Annotated in this window: 19 protein-coding genes; 11 read left to right on the forward strand and 8 right to left on the reverse strand. The window is 45.5% G+C overall.

Annotated elements, in window-relative coordinates; all coding sequences use genetic code 11:
- Positions 1–36: 36 nt before the first annotated feature.
- Positions 37–1,143, reverse strand: a complete 1,107-nt coding sequence (locus AC4ICF_RS14765; RefSeq protein ID WP_029669914.1) for an alkene reductase — start codon at positions 1,141–1,143, stop codon at positions 37–39.
- A 368-nt stretch (positions 1,144–1,511) separates the two neighbouring features.
- Between AC4ICF_RS14765 and AC4ICF_RS14770 the strand changes: the two genes are divergently transcribed.
- A complete protein-coding gene (locus tag AC4ICF_RS14770) occupies positions 1,512–2,075 on the forward strand; it encodes a YbhB/YbcL family Raf kinase inhibitor-like protein (RefSeq protein ID WP_032693561.1) in 564 nt (187 codons plus the stop codon).
- On the opposite strand, the gene AC4ICF_RS14775 is transcribed toward AC4ICF_RS14770, so the two are convergent.
- Entirely contained in the window at positions 2,059–2,904 is an 846-nt protein-coding gene (locus AC4ICF_RS14775) for a helix-turn-helix transcriptional regulator (RefSeq protein ID WP_049089937.1), read from the reverse strand. The two genes, AC4ICF_RS14770 and AC4ICF_RS14775, sit on opposite strands and share 17 nt — an antisense overlap.
- 288 nt (positions 2,905–3,192) lie before the next feature.
- Here AC4ICF_RS14775 and AC4ICF_RS14780 point away from each other — a divergent pair, with 288 nt between their 5' ends.
- On the forward strand, positions 3,193–3,522 hold the full coding sequence (locus AC4ICF_RS14780; protein WP_015697014.1) for a thioredoxin family protein: 330 nt from the start codon (positions 3,193–3,195) through the stop codon (positions 3,520–3,522).
- A gap of 121 nt (positions 3,523–3,643) precedes the next feature.
- Here AC4ICF_RS14780 and AC4ICF_RS14785 read toward each other — a convergent pair whose 3' ends face one another.
- Complete coding sequence (locus AC4ICF_RS14785; protein WP_032693560.1) at positions 3,644–4,963, reverse strand: 6-phospho-beta-glucosidase; 1,320 nt, start codon at positions 4,961–4,963, stop codon at positions 3,644–3,646.
- 141 nt (positions 4,964–5,104) lie between these two features.
- Here AC4ICF_RS14785 and AC4ICF_RS14790 point away from each other — a divergent pair, with 141 nt between their 5' ends.
- Positions 5,105–6,007, forward strand: a complete 903-nt coding sequence (locus AC4ICF_RS14790) for a LysR substrate-binding domain-containing protein (protein WP_032693559.1) — start codon at positions 5,105–5,107, stop codon at positions 6,005–6,007.
- Between the two features lie 127 nt (positions 6,008–6,134).
- On the opposite strand, the gene AC4ICF_RS14795 is transcribed toward AC4ICF_RS14790, so the two are convergent.
- From AC4ICF_RS14795 to AC4ICF_RS14805, 3 genes are all read right to left on the reverse strand, one after another.
- The gene (locus tag AC4ICF_RS14795) at positions 6,135–6,476 is read right to left on the reverse strand and encodes a carboxymuconolactone decarboxylase family protein (RefSeq protein WP_032693558.1); all 342 of its coding nucleotides are present in this window, start codon (positions 6,474–6,476) and stop codon (positions 6,135–6,137) included.
- A gap of 16 nt (positions 6,477–6,492) precedes the next feature.
- The gene (locus tag AC4ICF_RS14800; RefSeq protein WP_024359925.1) at positions 6,493–7,062 is read right to left on the reverse strand and encodes a TetR/AcrR family transcriptional regulator; all 570 of its coding nucleotides are present in this window, start codon (positions 7,060–7,062) and stop codon (positions 6,493–6,495) included.
- A 183-nt stretch (positions 7,063–7,245) separates the two neighbouring features.
- The gene (locus tag AC4ICF_RS14805; protein ID WP_032693557.1) at positions 7,246–7,803 is read right to left on the reverse strand and encodes an OsmC family protein; all 558 of its coding nucleotides are present in this window, start codon (positions 7,801–7,803) and stop codon (positions 7,246–7,248) included.
- A 460-nt stretch (positions 7,804–8,263) separates the two neighbouring features.
- Between AC4ICF_RS14805 and AC4ICF_RS14810 the strand changes: the two genes are divergently transcribed.
- Genes AC4ICF_RS14810 through AC4ICF_RS14825 form a run of 4 tightly spaced genes read left to right on the forward strand, consistent with a single transcriptional unit; the run spans position 8,264 to position 11,241 of the window.
- Entirely contained in the window at positions 8,264–8,983 is a 720-nt protein-coding gene (locus tag AC4ICF_RS14810) for a cupin domain-containing protein (RefSeq protein ID WP_024359926.1), read from the forward strand.
- 21 nt (positions 8,984–9,004) lie between these two features.
- Positions 9,005–9,580 carry a DJ-1/PfpI family protein gene (locus AC4ICF_RS14815; RefSeq protein ID WP_024359927.1) on the forward strand — a complete coding sequence of 192 codons (576 nt, stop codon included), beginning with the start codon at positions 9,005–9,007 and terminating at the stop codon, positions 9,578–9,580.
- Positions 9,581–9,638: 58 nt separating this feature from the next.
- Positions 9,639–10,316, forward strand: coding sequence for a hypothetical protein (locus AC4ICF_RS14820; protein ID WP_335811612.1), 678 nt, complete (start codon positions 9,639–9,641; stop codon positions 10,314–10,316).
- A 43-nt stretch (positions 10,317–10,359) separates the two neighbouring features.
- A complete protein-coding gene (locus tag AC4ICF_RS14825) occupies positions 10,360–11,241 on the forward strand; it encodes a polysaccharide deacetylase family protein (protein WP_015689823.1) in 882 nt (293 codons plus the stop codon).
- A 38-nt stretch (positions 11,242–11,279) separates the two neighbouring features.
- Here AC4ICF_RS14825 and AC4ICF_RS14830 read toward each other — a convergent pair whose 3' ends face one another.
- Complete coding sequence (locus tag AC4ICF_RS14830; RefSeq protein ID WP_187514429.1) at positions 11,280–12,182, reverse strand: LysR family transcriptional regulator; 903 nt, start codon at positions 12,180–12,182, stop codon at positions 11,280–11,282.
- A gap of 425 nt (positions 12,183–12,607) precedes the next feature.
- Positions 12,608–13,525: a LysR family transcriptional regulator gene (locus AC4ICF_RS14835; protein ID WP_032693554.1), complete on the reverse strand. Its 918-nt coding sequence runs from the start codon at positions 13,523–13,525 to the stop codon at positions 12,608–12,610.
- Between the two features lie 142 nt (positions 13,526–13,667).
- Here AC4ICF_RS14835 and AC4ICF_RS14840 point away from each other — a divergent pair, with 142 nt between their 5' ends.
- The 4 genes from AC4ICF_RS14840 to AC4ICF_RS14855 all read left to right on the forward strand — a co-directional run bounded on the left by AC4ICF_RS14840 (position 13,668) and on the right by AC4ICF_RS14855 (position 17,050).
- A complete protein-coding gene (locus AC4ICF_RS14840) occupies positions 13,668–14,372 on the forward strand; it encodes a type 1 glutamine amidotransferase domain-containing protein (protein ID WP_088168365.1) in 705 nt (234 codons plus the stop codon).
- Between the two features lie 3 nt (positions 14,373–14,375).
- Positions 14,376–15,569: an MFS transporter gene (locus tag AC4ICF_RS14845; protein WP_049112356.1), complete on the forward strand. Its 1,194-nt coding sequence runs from the start codon at positions 14,376–14,378 to the stop codon at positions 15,567–15,569.
- A 220-nt stretch (positions 15,570–15,789) separates the two neighbouring features.
- Positions 15,790–16,716, forward strand: a complete 927-nt coding sequence (locus AC4ICF_RS14850; RefSeq protein ID WP_088168364.1) for a hypothetical protein — start codon at positions 15,790–15,792, stop codon at positions 16,714–16,716.
- Between the two features lie 139 nt (positions 16,717–16,855).
- Entirely contained in the window at positions 16,856–17,050 is a 195-nt protein-coding gene (locus AC4ICF_RS14855) for an AlpA family transcriptional regulator (protein ID WP_009635172.1), read from the forward strand.
- Positions 17,051–17,061 lie beyond the last annotated feature (11 nt).

Below are 17,061 nucleotides of genomic sequence, written 5' to 3' on the forward strand. Positions count from 1 at the left end.
TATGTGAGCACCGCAAATACCACCAGCTACGTGGCGTTAGTTGGCTTCCCAGGCGGGATAATCGGTGTAGCCTTTTTCCGGCGACCCCGTCACGCCGTAATACGTCGTGCGATCGCTTTCAGCCAGCGGCCAGCCGTTCTGCATTCTTTCGACCAGATCAGGGTTGGCGATGTACGGCACGCCAAACGCAACAAGATCCAGTTCGTCTGCCTCAAGTGCGGTTTCGGCAATCTCGCGGGTGAAGCCGCCGGCGGCAATAACGGTGCCCCCCAGAGTTTTACGGAACGCGGCTTTGAAACCGGCAGGTACCGGTGCCTGGGTATAAACAGGTTGATAATAGAGGTGCACATAAGCCAGCTCACGTTGGCCGAGGGCCGCAGCGATACTGGCCCAAATCTCTTCTTCACCTTCATAAGGCGCCAGGTCGTAAATCCGCCCGAACGGTGAAATGCGCAAGCCCACCTTATTGCTACCAATAGCCGCAGAGATGGCATCAACCGTTTCCAGCAGGAACCGCTGACGGTTTTCCACAGAGCCACCGTATTCATCAGTGCGAGGGTTCAGTTCACTGCTGAGGAACTGGTCGAAAATGAAGCCGTTCGCCGCCATGATTTCCACGCCGTCAAACCCGGCCTCCATTGCCAGACGCGCTGAATGGACAAAGTCAGCGGTAACGCGTCGAACTTCTGCGGTTTCCAGTGCACGCGGCTGGCTTGGAACGACAGGTCCCGGTTCGCCAGACTCGGTCAGTGCAAAGACGGTGGTGTTAACCGCTTGTACGGTACCGGCGGAAACTGGCGCGATGTTGCCCGGCTGAATTGAGGTATGAGACATCCGGCCCACATGCCACAACTGAGCAAAAATACGGCCGCCCTTCGCATGTACCGCATCGGTCACTTTGCGCCAGCCCTGAACGTGTGCAGCGTTGTAGATCCCCGGGGTATACAGATAGCCGCGCCCTTCTTCAGAAACAGGCATGCCTTCGGTGATAAGCAGCCCCGCAGAGGCGCGCTGGGCGTAGTAAAGTGCAACGACGTCATCCGGCACGTCGTTCATTGTGCGGGTGCGGGTCATCGGGGCCATGACCACGCGGTTTTTTAACTGCATGCCTGACAGATTGTAGGGGGTGAACAACTTACTCATCGTATACCTCGCAAGGCGAAAGTGAGAAAAGCCCCGCTGGGGCCGGAGTTAATACTTAGCGGGCCGGGGAGCTGACGATCGCTTCCTGATGCCGGTTAAGCGTATGGCTGCACTATACCTACCTACTAGTTGATTGGTCAATAGGTAAAAGAACAAATCATGCTGTCCTTTTGTCACCGGAGACAGGCACAGGGAATGCTGTGTAAGGTGAGCTCCCGTCGGTGAGATGGTCGTCATCCTGTGAAATCAGGGAATTACAAATATCATTATTGGGCGTTATGGAGCTAAGACTGGCCGGTTCAGGGCGGCGAGGAGTCTTTCTCTCCCCTTATCATTGGGATATTAATCACCCCGATGGAGAAGAGTAAATGTCCAAACTTCACCTTACTGTTATCAGTACATTATGCCTGGCGTTGTCGAGCCAGGTCGCTTTTTCAGCCAGTTTTACGCTGACAAGTCATGAGCTTGAAAAAAACCGTTTCCCCGCGGCTCAGACCCTGAGTTCACCTTATGGATTTGGGTGCAGCGGTGGAAACCTTGCCCCCTCTTTTAACTGGAGTGGCGCGCCGGCAGGAACTCAAAGCTTCGCTCTCAAAATTTATGATAGGGATGCGCCGACAGGCCTCGGTTGGATCCACTGGCAGGTGGTGAATATTCCCTCATCTCTTCACTCGTTACCGGCTGGGATAACGGCGGATAACAAAAATCTCCCGCAAGGGGCTCTTCAGACCCGGACTGATTTCGGTATCCCGGGTTATGGCGGCCCTTGCCCGCCGAAGGGTGAAACGCACCGTTATGAGATCACGCTGACGGCACTTCGTGTCGACAAACTTCCGGGAATAACGGCGGACTCGACGCCCGCCCTGGTCGGCTTTATGGCAAAAGCGAACTCACTGGGCGAAGCGCATCTTCAGATTACGCAGGGCCGCTAACCGCAGCCAGGTTGCCGATAGCCTGGCCGGAAACCCGGACCAGGCTGGGGCTGAATCCGAAGCGAGTTCGAAATCTGGCGGCGAACTTAGACGGATTTTCATAGCCGACTTCCAGGGATATGCGGGTGACTGAAAGATCGGTCACCTGCAAAAGTGTCAGGGCGCGGCACATGCGAATGTCAGTCACCAGATGGGTGAATGACGTATTTTCGGCATGCAGATGGCGTCTCAGGGTGGTGGCCGACATACCCAATTCAGCCGCCACCTGCGCAGTATTCCAGTCTTGTGATATGTCTGCTGCAACGAGTTTGCGGATTTTTATCGCCAGTCCGGTATGTTGTTTCAGCGCGAAGAAAATTCGGTATTCATCCAGCCAACTCAGCATCTCTTCCATACGCCTGGCCACGATACTTTCAGGTATGTTTTCAGTATCTGTAATGGCCTCCGCAGTGTGATAAAAGGCCTGGCGAAAACTGTTGCCTGGCTCTGCCATTTTATTTGCTTCGTTCATGCTCATACGTGGGGCATGCATGAAGCAGTAGTTTTGGACGAAATCGGCACAAAAACTCAGCCATGATGCTTCGTACGTACCCGTTAAAGGTGATGGTGTATTGATGATATCAAAAGAGTGCCCCTCCCCGATGACCACCGCGTCCCCCGCTTCCAGCGTTATCTCCTCTTGCGCCCAGCGGATTATTTTCCTGCCATGGCGGACCAGGATGATTGTGGGTTCATCTATAGTGATATGGCGCATCATCAGGGGCTGCGTATGCAGCACATGCGCTGTACTCCCCACATTAATACGACTGGATAATGTTCTTTCCATCATCGCCTTACGAAAAGGAATAGGCCTGCCCTGTAGGCCGACACTTTATGGATGGGCTTGCTTTTTTATAAAGTAGTCCCGATTTTACAATACGTCAGTTTTCTCATTCAGATGGAGTGAAATATCATAATCCTCAGCACGCCGTCCACATAAGATGACGCTTATCCATTGATAAAACATGGCATTATCTTCGCTTAAGCACCTTTCTATCGATGATAGCTTTTTATGTTAATTAAACAAACCAACTAGTAGGTAGAATTACTATCAAGTTACATCCTGCAGGAGTGAATGATGCGTGAATTAACCCTTTACAATGAAGATAATTTTAGAGAAATCGAGAGGCATGAAGGGGTTGCGGTGGTGCGCTTCTCTGCCCCCTGGTGCCCACCTTGTCAGATGAGCGAAGACATTTTTAACCATTTTGCCGAGCAGATAGAAAGCGACGTCAAAGTCGGCAAAGTGAATGTGGATCTGGCACCGGTACTGACCACCAAATATGAAATTTGGGGACTGCCTTCCGTACTCATGTTCAAGGATGGGCAGTTGGTCCAGCGTATACCGGGTGTTAAATCGGCAGGGTTTTATCAGCAAGCATTGTCAGAGCTGAAAAAAGGGCAGTGATGCCATTTTATCTATGTTTAAAAAAGTCTCTTAGCGGTCTGATGCATCATCGGCAAGCGGTTACCCCTCGTTCAGAGTGATAACCGCTTTGTTATAAAATAACCGACCAGTCTGCTTAGCGTTATTTATTGCGTTGGAAGGCCGGCATCAACGCTTTGTTATGTTCGATCACTTCATCCAATGCATTTTCAAGCAGTTGACCGCTTTTGACTAGGGGATTAATAACCAAGGCACGCCATGCCGTATACCGATTACCACTGATGGCTGCCTCAATGGTCAATTGCTCAAAGCTTTTCATCAGTTGAATCAGACGAAGTACATCTTCCGGGAAAGGTTCGACATTCAGTGGTATAGGTCCTGAACGGGTGATCATTGAACTGACCTCAACCGCACAGTCATCCGGCAGGCCCGCAATCGCACCATCGTTTCGCGTATTGACATGCATGATGATGCGTTTGTCGTTATATATTGCGCTCATCAATTCACATGCCGCATCCGAATAGTACTGCCCTCCCCGACCTTCCAGCGCTTTCGGTTTCTCGGCGAGTTCCGGGTTTCGATAAATTTCGAATAGTTCTCTTTCGAGCTCCTTTACGATCTCACCACGAGTCCCTTCCCCTTGTGCTTCGCCAAGCTCCTGACGGTACATGTCGTCGCTCATGTAGTAATAACGCAGGTAGGGGCAAGGTATCATTCCCATATTCGCCAACAACCGATCCGGCCATTTGAAAGGAGGAATATTTTTAGGCACCAAAGGATCATTCCCCTCTGAAATCAGCTCAATAACCTGAGGCAGCTTATCCTTACCTTCATGAAAAATATGGCGCGCAAAAATGAAGTGATTAAGTCCCGCGACCTGCATGATAAATTCATTGATGTCACTGACACCTAAAGCACTGGCAATACCTTTTTGCATGATAACAGGCACATTGCACAGCCCTACGGTTTTGACTTTGCTGTATTTCAGTATCGCTTCAGTGACCATTCCCGACGGGTTGGTAAAGTTCAGCAACCAGGCATCCGGGCACAGTTGTTCCATTTCTTTCGCTATAGCCAATGCAATCGGGATAGTGCGGCATGCATTGGCAAACCCACCCAGCCCATTGGTTTCCTGACCGATCATGTCGTATTTCAGCGATATCCTTTCGTCGCTGATCCGTGCTTCCAGGCAGCCGGCCCTGAACTGAGAACAAACAAAATCGGCACCGAGCAGTGCTTCTGTGCGGTCAAGGGTTTCATAAACCGGTATATCCAGCCCATTTTTTTCCAGCATCCGTCGGGTGAGGCCAGCAATGATCGCCATTTTTTCACGGCCATCCTCAATATCAACCAGCCATAACTCGCGGATCGGAAATTCATTTTGACGCTTGATAATGCCTTCCATCAGTTCAGGTGTGTAGCTTGAACCCGCTCCAATAACCACTAACTTAAGACCCTTCATTAGATATTCCCCTCATCGTTGTTGTCAGGACGTCTGTTGGGCCAATTAAAGAGGACAAGGGGCTTAGTGGACAAACGATCAATTCCGGGGTATGCATTACTGTAAATAATGCATAAGAAAAATTAAGAAGGAAAATGATGAATGCTCGCTCAACAGAACATACTGGCACTATTGCATACGTTTGAAACGGCAGCACTGCATATGAGCTTTACTAAGGCGGCGACTACCCTCAATCTGACGCAAGGGGCCGTTAGCCAACGCATTCGTTCTCTTGAATCCATGCTCGGATTCAGGCTATTTATCAGAATGACCAGAAAGCTTCAGTTGACCGATGAAGGGGAGCGTTTACTTGGCGTACTCGCGTTTTCACTTAAACGCATCAGTGATGAAATAGAAGATATTCGCGTGCAGGGGCTGAGAGGAACCTTGTCTGTCGGCCTTCCACCTACCTTCGCTTTTCTCTGGCTGATGCCGCGCTTACCGGTATTTACCGAACGGTGGCCGGGGCTGAATATCAATTTCAGAGTGAGAGCCGGTCTGGTAGATTTTAATCTTGAACGGGTAGATGTCGCTATCTACTACAGTAATCTGAAATACCCCGATCTCTACTGCGAACGGTTATCTGAAGAGACGCTGGTTCCCGTCTGTATTCCATCTCTTGCAAAAAAAATCAGGCAAGCAAACCATTGGTTAGCTGAAGTCCCATTCATTCATACGTCTGAATCCGTTGACTCCCAGAATGTTTTTTCCGAATGGCGAGAATGGTGCAGGGAGTCTGGCAAAAACCTGCCTGTTGAAGATAATTTTTTGAGCTTCAACAATTGTCAGATGTCGATTGAAGCGGCACTCAATGGCGGCGGTATCATCATGGGCAGAAAACGACTCATTCGACATTACCTCGATGAGGGCCGACTGATTGCCCCTTTTGAAATAGAAATACCCGCCGGGCGAGGATATGACCTCATTATGCCACGAGAAAACCTTAACCGACCAGGCGTTCAGGCTTTGGCCGAATGGGTAAGAAATGTGTTTAACGAGGAATAAAGTCTGTTTTCGTTCTGATAAGTGGCAATGTAAGTCATATCAGACCTAATGCCAGAGAGCATGATGACAATGTCTGTCAGAAGTGAAAAAAGGGCAGTCATGCCCTTTTATATTTTCAACGCGATAACTATTGCGCTTTCAGTTGCTTAATCGCATCCAGCGTACGTGCGGAATAGACAACGGCAGCGCCTGCATTCAGGTTGATTGCCACACCCAGGGCTTCAGCAATTTCTTCTTCTGTGGCGCCAGCTTTAACGGCAGCTTCGGCATGGACGGCGATGCAACCATCACAGCGAGTCGTCACCGCACAAGCCAGTGCAATCAGTTCACGCACTTTCGCGCCCAGGAGGTTGGTCTTATTGCCGGCGTTGCCCAAAGCCATGACGCCTTTTAGTGTTTCCGGGGTCAACTTACCCAGATCACCAACACGTTGCATCACTTCTGAGCGGTATTCATTCCAATCTAACATGGGGTCATCTCCAGAATTATTTTCTTTTAACAATCATTAGGATCTGTTCAAGCGTATCGTTGAAAAGCTCAGGCTTATTAATCGCCCGGGAAACAACGCTTGCGCCCTCGCATAAATTCAAAATAAGCAGAGCCATTTTTGATGGCAGCAGGTCAGCAGTCAGCTCCCCTGCATCAACGCCACGGCTGACAATCTTGGTCAACCAGGCAATCTGCATATCGAAATATTCGGTCGCCTGTACTCTGATATTCGGTGGCAGATTGGCCATTTCCGAAGACAAAGCACAGCATAGCGGCATACGCGACGTGCGATAGCTTTCGATGAAAAGCTCTACATAGGCGGTAAGCATCTGCGCAACCGTATTCTCCGTCGCTTCAATCTGTTCAAATCGGTTTTTGGTATCGGTATGGGCCTGAATCACCACTTGTTCGCCCAAAACGTCTTTTGTTGGGAAGTGGTGATGAATACTGGCCTTGGTGATACCAATGCTCTTTGACAAATCAGCATAGCTGAATGCAGAGTAACCCCGTTCGCGCATCAGATGGTCCGCTTCATTCAGAAGCCTTTCTCGTGTCATGACTGACATATAATCCTCACAATTATAATCTACTAGTTGGTAGATATTATCTGCGCCTGTTGTTCCCTGCAAGGGGACATCAGTTCACAACAGCGATTTAACCTTCTCTGATAACGCGTTTTGGTCGGGGTTAATAGCCATCAGGCAGTAGGGAAATGACAGTGTTCAGGCATTTCCCTCTCTGAGGTTTACCTACACCAACCGGGTATCAATACTGACCGGGTTCGCCAACGTATCGTGGATCGGCGAGCTTTCTGGCAGTGCACGAACCATTTCTTCAAGCTGTTCACGGCTGGCGGTCGGACTGGAGAGCTTAACGCCAACACGGATCGCTTTCGCCCCGTTGCGAACTTTTTCGTCAAGACCCAGGAAACCGTTCAGATTAATGTCGAAGTTCAGGTCAAGTTCAATACCATCAAGCTCAATGCCCTTTTCTGCCGCCATCACAGTCAGAGTCGCGGTATAACAGCCGGCAAGTGCCTGCAAAATGTACTCAGCTGGGCCCATACCGCTATCAGTACCCGATAAATCAGCAGGTTCATCGCCAACATTAGCAAATTTTCCGGAGCGACTGGTATCAACCTGGCCGTTCTGGATAGTCGCATGAGTTTCCACACGGACGGATACCCCACCGTTGGATTTACTCTTCATGTTAAAGGTGAGATTGCCCAGCTCTGGCTGCTGGCGAATAGCTTCTCGTGTACCGCGAATAACATTAGCGTCAGCAAAAGGTTTTTTTGAATTAGTCATGACAACTCCTGAAGTGTCGAGTGATCTCAAAGATAAGGTTGGTGCCAAACGCAATCAACCTACTAGATGGTAGATTACTTTAAGATTGAGGTGTTGTCTACCACTATGGGGGCAACTTCTTAAGAAAGAGCTACAAACAGGGACGTAAACGCTGCGATATCTACATTATGCGATGTATCGTGCTGACGTCCGAGTTCGGCATCTTGCTAAGCATCTTAATCGCTTGTGAGCTATGACCTCCTGACGGCATAGAATCTATGCATCTTTAACAGTACCCAAGTATAGAAGCATAGTTTTCAGTAATTATTGAGTATGAAGGACTGATCAAAAGAAACAATATAGGCAATCATCATAAAAGTTATTTCTCTCGTACTAAATAACCGTTATAGACTGAAATCACAGAACGATTGACCGAAGTGAAATCAACATTCAGCAATTCAATTAGCGGGGGAGCGACCATATGGAAATCCACAACCGGACTCCAAATGTATATGACTTGCTTGAAATAAACAAAATCCTACTTTCAACTTCAAATAATGGTGAGTCATTTGAGAAAGACTTACATCTCAATGGATTCATAGAAAAACCATGGGGATATGAGTATAGAGTTTATTGTGATTCTATTTTTGATGTATGGCGCCTTCATATATCAAAGAATCAATCCACGTCAATGCATTGTCATATACTCAAAGACACCGTCCTTATATGCCTACATGGTGATGGCGAGACCAGATTTCTTGATGGTACACATCAGGCGTTAAAATCTGGGGACAGCATATATATTGCAAAAGGTGTATTCCATCAGACTATTTCGGGAAAATCAGGCATCGAATTAATCGAAGTTGAAAATCCAAGAAACAAATTCGACTTACTCAGACTTAAAGATAATTATGGCCGGCAAAATATGGCATATGAAAAGAAATCACAGGAACATGATCTTTTACCTCCTTTGCAACAGATAGCTGCAGGCACATTGATCAGAGAACATGACCTACACAAATTAGCATACTTTTCCGTCAAAAATCTTGATAGAAAAATGTTGAATGACGAGGATGATTTTATTTTTATTTCATTAGATGTAAAAAGCCATCTAATGGGAAAGATTCATATCCTACGAGCTAAAGATGCCATCTCAGAAATGTACTGTGGTCAGAATGTATTTTTAATTAACGTCCCGTAACGCAATAAGAAGGAAAATAACATGTCTAATCCGACACGAGTAGTGATAATCACTGGTCCAGGTTTTCAGGATCACGATGTAGTTTATACTTACTATCGTTCTAAAGAGGAAGGATACGATATATCTATTGCAACAAAGGATGGAAGTGCAGTGACAGGGAAATATGGCATCACTGTTCCTATGGATAAAAGATCCAAAGACAATATTAATTTTGATCAACTCAACGCCACTGATTTTGATGCTGTTATTCTCACTGGCGGTCATGAAGCGCCTGATAGAGTTCGCCAAGATCAGAGAGTTAAAGATTTTCTAAAGCAGATGGTAATACAGGGGAAAGTTGTGGCTGGGCTCTGCCATGGTCCCTGGATTATGATTTCTGCCGGTATTCTAAGAGACAAACTCACCTGCGCTTATGTTGGTCTGAAAGACGATATGGTTAATTCCGGCGCCAATGTAATTGAAGCAGATGTAGTTGTCGACGGGAATATCATAACTTGCTCCTATTATGCTGAATGTGGAAAATTTATGCGTCAGACATTCGATGCAATAGATAGATGGAAACGCGGCGAAACTCTTAAAGAACCGCTGGTGGTATAATTCGATGTTAATAGCAATGGATTTCGACGGGGTCGTGGTTGATGGAGTAGACGAATGCATGCTAATTACATGGAATGTATTACATGACAGACCTCTCAGTGATTTTAACCAAGATGTACTTCAAAACATCCCACGCCTGATGGCTAAACGATTCAGGAAATTAAGGAATTTTGTACGCCATGACGGTCACTTTATTGCCTCATTCACTGAATTTGGTAATGAAGCTATAGATAATGACAGATTCACTGCTATATATGAATCAATTGCAACTGAAGATAAGAAAATATTCAGGGATAAGTTCATCCATTATAGGAAGCTGGCAAGAAGTCTCTACCCTGATTTTTGGGCTGAACTACACCGTCCGCTATTGGATGTTTCAAATTTATTTGAAACAGCTAATGATATCTATATTGTATCAGGAAAGGATGAAGAGTCTATATTATACATTCTAAGTAAATATGGTTTAAACATACCCGCGAATAAAATATATGGGAGGATGACTGACAAAAACAAGACTCTTACCTTGCTAAAATCAATAGCCTTCGATAAAAACGAGGATATTCTATTTATTGATGACAATATCCAAAATGTTATTGATGCATTAGATCATGGCATTCAATCATTTTGGGCTAATTGGGGATACAACATCCCTGAGCATAAATTAATGGCACTTCAAAAAGGAATTAATGAATTAGATACCGAGGATCTCTTGAAATTAGTCAAGAAACCCTCTTAACGCAATATTATTTCAATTTTTTCTGTATGAGGAGTAATAACTCATGGCGAAAGAAATACTATGTGGTTTTGGAGTGGGTGTAGATGCCGTTGCAGGCTGGCTATCTTCTTATGGGGGAGAAGATTCTCCAAGCGATATATCTCGCGGTATGTTCGCTGGCGAAGTAGGTACTCCACGTCTTCTGAATCTATTTGACCAGTTTAATATCCCCACCACCTGGTTTATGCCTGGTCATTCCATCGAAACCTTTCCTCGGCAAATGGAAGCAGTTGTCAATGCTGGACATGAGGTAGGGGTTCATAATTACAGTCATGAAAACCCAATATCTATGTCGCCTGACCAAGAAAGAGAAGTCCTTCTAAAAGGCATTGACATGGTCACAAAATTAACAGGGAAGAGACCTACTGGGTATGTCGCTCCATGGTGGGAATTTTCTCCTGTAACCACAGATCTTCTATTAGAAAATGGCATCAAATATGACCATTCACTAATGCATCATGATCATCAGCCTTATTATGTCAGGAAAGGTGATTCCTGGACCAAGATAGATTATTCCAAGACACCGACCGAATGGATGAAACCGCTGGTACGCGGAGAAGAGACGGACCTTATTGAATTACCCGCCAGTTGGACAATCGACGATATTCCTCCTTTCATGTTCATGAAAACAAAACCCAACAGCCAAGGTTTCATGAATCCCAGGGACATCGAACAGTTGTGGAGAGATCAATTCGATTGGGTCTACCGTGAGCATGAATATGCGATCTTTACTTTTACGATTCACCCGGACGTATCTGGACGCCCGCACGTGTTAATGATGCTCGAACGCCTCTTAACTCATATGCTTGGTCATCCAGGGGTGAAATTCCTAAAATTGAATGACATTGCAGATGACTTTGCCAAGCGATCTCCACGGATAAAATAATGACACGGCAGCCGATAAGGCTGCCTGTTTTATGTATCTCAAACCATAAATCCGCTATTTTTTGATAGTTCGAGAATTCTGTCTCTTATTCCTGAAACGAGTGGGTTACGTAATGAGCTATCAATCCATACCAAATAGATTGAATTTATAGGGAGTCTCTCATGGACATTCACTTCAACGATCTGACCTCCTGCTATGCTTTGGGCGCATAAATACTCAGGCATCACAGTCCAACCAATATTTTCTCGGATCATTCTTTCTAAAATCCGCAAATCCGGTACAGTAATAGACGGACGAAGCAGTGCAAAAAATCGCGAAGAATCCTGGAAAACTTCCCTTATCAAGGGTAACTGTTCATCGTAAGCTATTAGAGGAAGCTTCGACAGCGTATCAATCACGTCCTCATTTTCTTTGAAGTTGTCTGCTATGAGTGACGCTACCACAACTATTAACTTTTCCATTCCAATTTCAGCATATCCAAATTTTTGTTTATCCGGCATAGAAGTTGTGAAACCTAGTTGACAACTTCCGTCCAGAAGACAGTTGTATATGCGCTTCCTATTTCCTGTCAAAACTTTAAATTTAATACCTTCATTGAATAATATTTTCACCAAGTACGGTAATTTTGACCACATTAATTCTGCTGGCCCGATGAAAGATACTGTCCCCGAGGACTTTCTTGTACGTGATCTAAGCATCGACAACTTCAGTTCAATCGTTTCTAAATCTGAAGCCACCAATCTCGCCAATTCCTCCCCATCCACTGTAGCCACCACACCATGTGAACGACGAGTAAAGAGAACACACCCGGTAAAAGCCTCAAGTGAATGAATGTGGGCAGACATTGCAGGCTGGCTTATGCCCAACCGCATTGCCGCTTTTGAAATCGAACCAGCTTTGTATACTTCAACAAAACTTCGTAACTGAACCAGATAGCTCATACTGCGCATCCTTAAGAGCCTGAAGCTCTCCGATTACGACATAAAATCGAAAGCCTGCACAGTATTATGTTATAAACATGTTCCGTTAATGCTTCTATACATATTAACTTATTTTAACAATTAAAGGATTTTATAGGGCAAGGATAGAACATATCAAGATAACCCATTGATATACCTATATTTTACGTGCGTTATACTGGTTGGCATTAAGGTTTCAAGCATGCCATGAGATTCGGATTGGCGTGTTGTCTTCTATTAGATACTCTGGGGAGTGATAGTCGCTAAACCTTTAAATTGACTAAACAATCATTGTATTTTTATCTATTAACGTTGACGACCTCAACTCAAATCGAGTTATCACAAATTCCGTTGGTCAGTGAAGCGGTTAGCTTCTTTTAGACCGGTTCGGACTACCTCTCGGAACATTAATCATCATCCCATGGTGCCCGTTTCCATTTTTCAGTCATGAAATCAATAAATACACTTAGCCTACGGGGTATTGGTTCTCGCCGCGCCCGGACAACACTGATCTGAGATGTGTTTGCTTCCCAATCAGGCAGAACTCGGCAAAGTTTCCCAGCTCTCAATTCATCATGAATATCCCAAGTTTCTCGAAGAGATATGCCAAGCCCCGCCAAACTCCAGGCATGCAATACGTCTCCGTTGTCACTGATAAGGTTGCCAGTAACGCTGATGCTTCTTTCATGACCGGCTTTACGTAACGTCCATGAATTGTGTAAAAAACCCGGGTAAGCGAATACTAAGCAGTTGTGATTTAAAAGATCTTCTGGTCGCTCAATGGGTGGATGATTCTTCAGATATTCGGACGATGCGATGAGAATACGTCTATTATTTGCTATTTTTCTGGCCAGAAGGCGAGAATCAGCCAGATCCCCCATACGAATAGCCAGATCGAAATCACCACTATAAAGATCCTGGATTTGGTCAGATAACCTTAAATCAAAGCCCACCCTCGGATGTACTTGGCAGAATGCAGCGATCGCAGGAGCAACATATTTTCGGCCAAACGGTGCGGGCGCAGTCAAACGAATATTTCCGCTTAACTCCTCACTATCCCCTCGGGAAAGTTCCTTCATCTCATCCAGAACGGCCAACGCTACGCGAGCCCTCTCAGCTATAGCTCTGCCCTCGTCTGTAATACGTAGATTACGGGTGTTTCTTTCAAAAAGTGTAGTGCCAAGTGCAGTTTCCAGCCTGGCTATCTGCTTGCTCACCATCTTGGGGAGTATCTGTAGGTCTCGTGCTGCGGCAGAGAAATTGTTTCTGTCGACGACGTGTAAAAACACTTCAAGGTCGTCATTTCTCAAGTTTATTTTGTTCATTTTGGGGTAAGTGTTTGTCCGTTTAGGTCTATTTAAAGGATAAATAGATTGTTCCACAATAAGACTCAATATGACAAGTCTGTTATGTCGCATGCAGTCAGAAGAATTTTGCTTTAAGTCCCCCCATATAGAGGAAGTTAAAATGCCCAAACGTATCCTGTTTGTATTGACCAGCCATGACCGTAAAGGTCAAGCCGAGAGTAAAGATGCCGCACCCAGTGGTTTCTATCTTTCTGAGGTGTCTCACCCCTACGATGTACTCACAAAAGAAGGATATGAAATTGATTTCGTGAGTCCCAAGGGAGGCAAGACACATGTTGACGGTTTAGACCTCAGCGATCCGGTTAACGCCTCCTTTTGGAATAATGATTCCTTACGCGAGGCAACTAAAACCACATTAAAACCCTCGCAGATTGATCCTGACGTCTATGACGCCGTCTACTATGCAGGAGGGCATGCGACGATGTGGGATCTCCCTGACAATATAGAGTTGGCGGGTGTTTCATCACGAATTTATGAAAAGGGTGGCGTTGTCGCTGCGGTTTGTCATGGCCCCGCCGGATTGGTGAATATTCGGCTTTCCGATAATGAATATCTGGTTGCGGGCAAAAAGGTGTCAGCTTTTACCAACGATGAAGAACGTGCTGTAGGGTTGTACGACATTGTTCCATTCTTACTTGAAGACACGCTGAAGCAAAGAGGTGCTGAGCATCTTGCAGACGCAAATTTTCAGCCACAGGTGATTGTCAGCGAGAGATTAGTGACCGGACAGAATCCCGCTTCCGCAAAAGGAGTCGCTGAGGCAATGCTGCCTTTGTTGGCTTCTATTGAAAATAGAAGAGCCTGAGTTATGAAAGAACGCATGCCTTTTGTTATATATGTCTTTGCACTCTGCGCTTTTGCTTTGGGATTCACTGAATTTGTCACGATCGGCTTAGTTTCCAGGATATCAGCTGATCTAAACGTCAGTGTCAGTCATGTAGGTACAGCGGTGACAGCCTACGCCCTCGGTGCCGTAATTGGTGCTCCGGGATTAACTGCGTTGGCAACACGATGGCCTCGTAAAAGATTATTACTTGTTGCTATGGGCCTGTTTACAGTTGGCAATGGTATCGTCGGTGCGTCTGAGTCCCTAACGCCTATGTTGATTGCAAGATTTGCTTCCGGTTTAGGGCACGGAGTGTTTCTTGCTGTTGCTTCAAGTGTGGCAACCCAACTGGCTGGGCGACATCGTGCTGGCGCCGCTGTTTCGGTCGTTTTTGGCGGTCTTACAATTGCGTTGGCATTAGGCGTACCACTTGGTACCTACATCGGTAGTCTGTTGAGTTGGCAGTCTATATTCATGGCAGTAACGGCAAGTGGAGCGATCGGTTTCATTGGATTGGCAATGCTGATGCCCACGGATCAAAATGATCCCTCCTTGCAAGCAAATGCCATGGACGGTTTAAAAGCCATGTTCAACCCACTACTGCTTGCGGGAGCAGGAATTACAGTTTTGGCCTATGCAGGATCTTTTGCCCTGTATACGTATATTTCCCCGATTCTACTTCAGGTAACGCATGTAGACGAGCGTACGAGTAGTTTGCTTATGTTGGTCTACGGCGTGATGGCCGCTATCGGGAATGTCTGGGGTGGTCGCCTGACTGACAAGCAAGGTGCAGATCGTGCCGTGATGACAATTCTTATTGGTCTGGCGATCGTCCTCTTTGCTATGTGGTTCTCTGTCTCATCCTTAATGTTAATGGCACTGTTTATTGGGTTGCTTGGAGCATTGACATACGCAGCGGTCCCCTCAATGCAAGCAAGAGTGATAGGGCTATCTCACATACATGCACCTGAAGCTCCAGCTGTGGCAGCAGGACTGAATATTGCCGGTTTTAACGGAGGAATTGCATTAGGGTCGCTATTGGGGGGGGTAGCACTGAATGTTACTGGTCTTACAAGCCCTACTTGGGTTGGAGGCGGAGTAGTAATCGTTGGTATTTTATGGATGTTATTACAAATAAATTCTAATAAAAGACGCACCACCTCCGATTACTCCTGATAGTACACATAGCATTTAAAATGGCTCAGTGAACACCAAATCACTGAGCCATTTTATTTTACCTCTTTGAAAAATGTCACAACAAAACATAGGTTATTTTTTATTTTATAAAATCAGCCCATATCATTCTGATCTATTTCATATCAATCAGAATTTTAAACATCTTTCAAAAACACAGCGAAATTCATCAGCAATATCATTGTGTGAAAGGAGATGTATTATGTCAGACAATCCAACTTGCCTAAACATTAGAGATGGAATTCCAGACTGGATAACTATAAGGGAGGCGGTAAGACTTCTCAATGCATTGAATGGGTATAAAATAAGAAAAAGTGATTTTTATCGATTTGCTCTGCAAGGGAAAATTCGGTTTTCAATATATTTTCAATCCCCAGTAATATTGAGGAAAATTAAATCACGAAATCATAAATTAAAGCTAAGACCAATAGAAAATTCGTCAACGATGAAATCATTCATGCCTGCCGAAAGTTCCTTTGTCAACGAGAACAATTTAACTTTCAGTACTGAAGGAAGATATATCCACCCTGTACAAAGAGTCATTGACACAACATTACTCGGCTATGAATATGTCCTTATACAGCGTTTACTTGCACATTCATTAAAGATACCATCACCTGTAACAGGAGCAAAGTCGAATAATTATGGTATTACCGTCTGTTTATTGGGGGAATCGTTTCAACTTTTCGAAAAGATGACATGGCATGAAAGAATCGAACGACACGTAAAAAGGCTACCTAAAGATATTTCATCAGATGATTACGAAGATATAATACTAAACGCTACAAAGAAAGATTCGCATAAATATTATTTTCCTATGCATGAATTACCGAGTGATGCCTGCTTTGTCCTCAGAAAAAGTGAACTTGATAAATTGATCAACAAACCGATCGAAAAAGAAATACTTCAACCGTCTCCAACTCGGATATCCACCCCTCTATCACGCCTCTTCTGGCTTGCCTGCAAAAATAATGAAACTATCAGTCCGTTAATCATGCAACCGTATAAATTATTGTCCATTTTTGAACAATGGGCATCTGAGGAAGGCATTACTGATCGATTCAGTGGCGACACGCTGAAGACAGCGCTTGAGCGCGGCTCGCCCTCTTCCATATCGGCACAAAAGTAAGATGATGTCCCTTTGCAGTGTAAGTCCGTATTAAGGATTGTATTTTCCGTAATACGGACTCATCAGCTTTCGCCACACCACGACTTTGTGTTGTCGTGTGTTCTCCCGGCTAGCGCTATATCTGCCACAGGAGAATACCGTGACATCTCATCAGTTATTACGTCTGAAACAGGTTGAGGAAAAAACGGGCCTGAAGCGCTCTCAAATCTATCTGTATATGAAAGACGGCACCTTCCCCCGCTCAATCAAGATTGGCCCGGCCAGTGTCGCCTGGCTCGAATCGGAAATTGACGAATGGATCAATATTAAATTAGTCCGCCGCTCAATAGGCTGAAGGGAGAAAAT

Source organism: Enterobacter sp. ECC_219_Taxon_10 (assembly GCF_058354905.1).

Coding starts and splice junctions, on each gene's coding strand:
- AC4ICF_RS14805 (WP_032693557.1), bottom strand. CDS start 7,803: ATGACTAATTCAAAAAAACCTTTTGCTGACGCTAATGTTATTCGCGGT.
- AC4ICF_RS14810 (WP_024359926.1), top strand. CDS start 8,264: ATGGAAATCCACAACCGGACTCCAAATGTATATGACTTGCTTGAAATA.
- AC4ICF_RS14780 (WP_015697014.1), top strand. CDS start 3,193: ATGCGTGAATTAACCCTTTACAATGAAGATAATTTTAGAGAAATCGAG.
- AC4ICF_RS14845 (WP_049112356.1), top strand. CDS start 14,376: ATGAAAGAACGCATGCCTTTTGTTATATATGTCTTTGCACTCTGCGCT.
- AC4ICF_RS14800 (WP_024359925.1), bottom strand. CDS start 7,062: ATGTCAGTCATGACACGAGAAAGGCTTCTGAATGAAGCGGACCATCTG.
- AC4ICF_RS14825 (WP_015689823.1), top strand. CDS start 10,360: ATGGCGAAAGAAATACTATGTGGTTTTGGAGTGGGTGTAGATGCCGTT.
- AC4ICF_RS14765 (WP_029669914.1), bottom strand. CDS start 1,143: ATGAGTAAGTTGTTCACCCCCTACAATCTGTCAGGCATGCAGTTAAAA.
- AC4ICF_RS14815 (WP_024359927.1), top strand. CDS start 9,005: ATGTCTAATCCGACACGAGTAGTGATAATCACTGGTCCAGGTTTTCAG.
- AC4ICF_RS14775 (WP_049089937.1), bottom strand. CDS start 2,904: ATGATGGAAAGAACATTATCCAGTCGTATTAATGTGGGGAGTACAGCG.
- AC4ICF_RS14840 (WP_088168365.1), top strand. CDS start 13,668: ATGCCCAAACGTATCCTGTTTGTATTGACCAGCCATGACCGTAAAGGT.
- AC4ICF_RS14835 (WP_032693554.1), bottom strand. CDS start 13,525: ATGAACAAAATAAACTTGAGAAATGACGACCTTGAAGTGTTTTTACAC.
- AC4ICF_RS14790 (WP_032693559.1), top strand. CDS start 5,105: ATGCTCGCTCAACAGAACATACTGGCACTATTGCATACGTTTGAAACG.
- AC4ICF_RS14795 (WP_032693558.1), bottom strand. CDS start 6,476: ATGTTAGATTGGAATGAATACCGCTCAGAAGTGATGCAACGTGTTGGT.
- AC4ICF_RS14850 (WP_088168364.1), top strand. CDS start 15,790: ATGTCAGACAATCCAACTTGCCTAAACATTAGAGATGGAATTCCAGAC.
- AC4ICF_RS14770 (WP_032693561.1), top strand. CDS start 1,512: ATGTCCAAACTTCACCTTACTGTTATCAGTACATTATGCCTGGCGTTG.
- AC4ICF_RS14785 (WP_032693560.1), bottom strand. CDS start 4,963: ATGAAGGGTCTTAAGTTAGTGGTTATTGGAGCGGGTTCAAGCTACACA.
- AC4ICF_RS14830 (WP_187514429.1), bottom strand. CDS start 12,182: ATGAGCTATCTGGTTCAGTTACGAAGTTTTGTTGAAGTATACAAAGCT.
- AC4ICF_RS14820 (WP_335811612.1), top strand. CDS start 9,639: ATGCTAATTACATGGAATGTATTACATGACAGACCTCTCAGTGATTTT.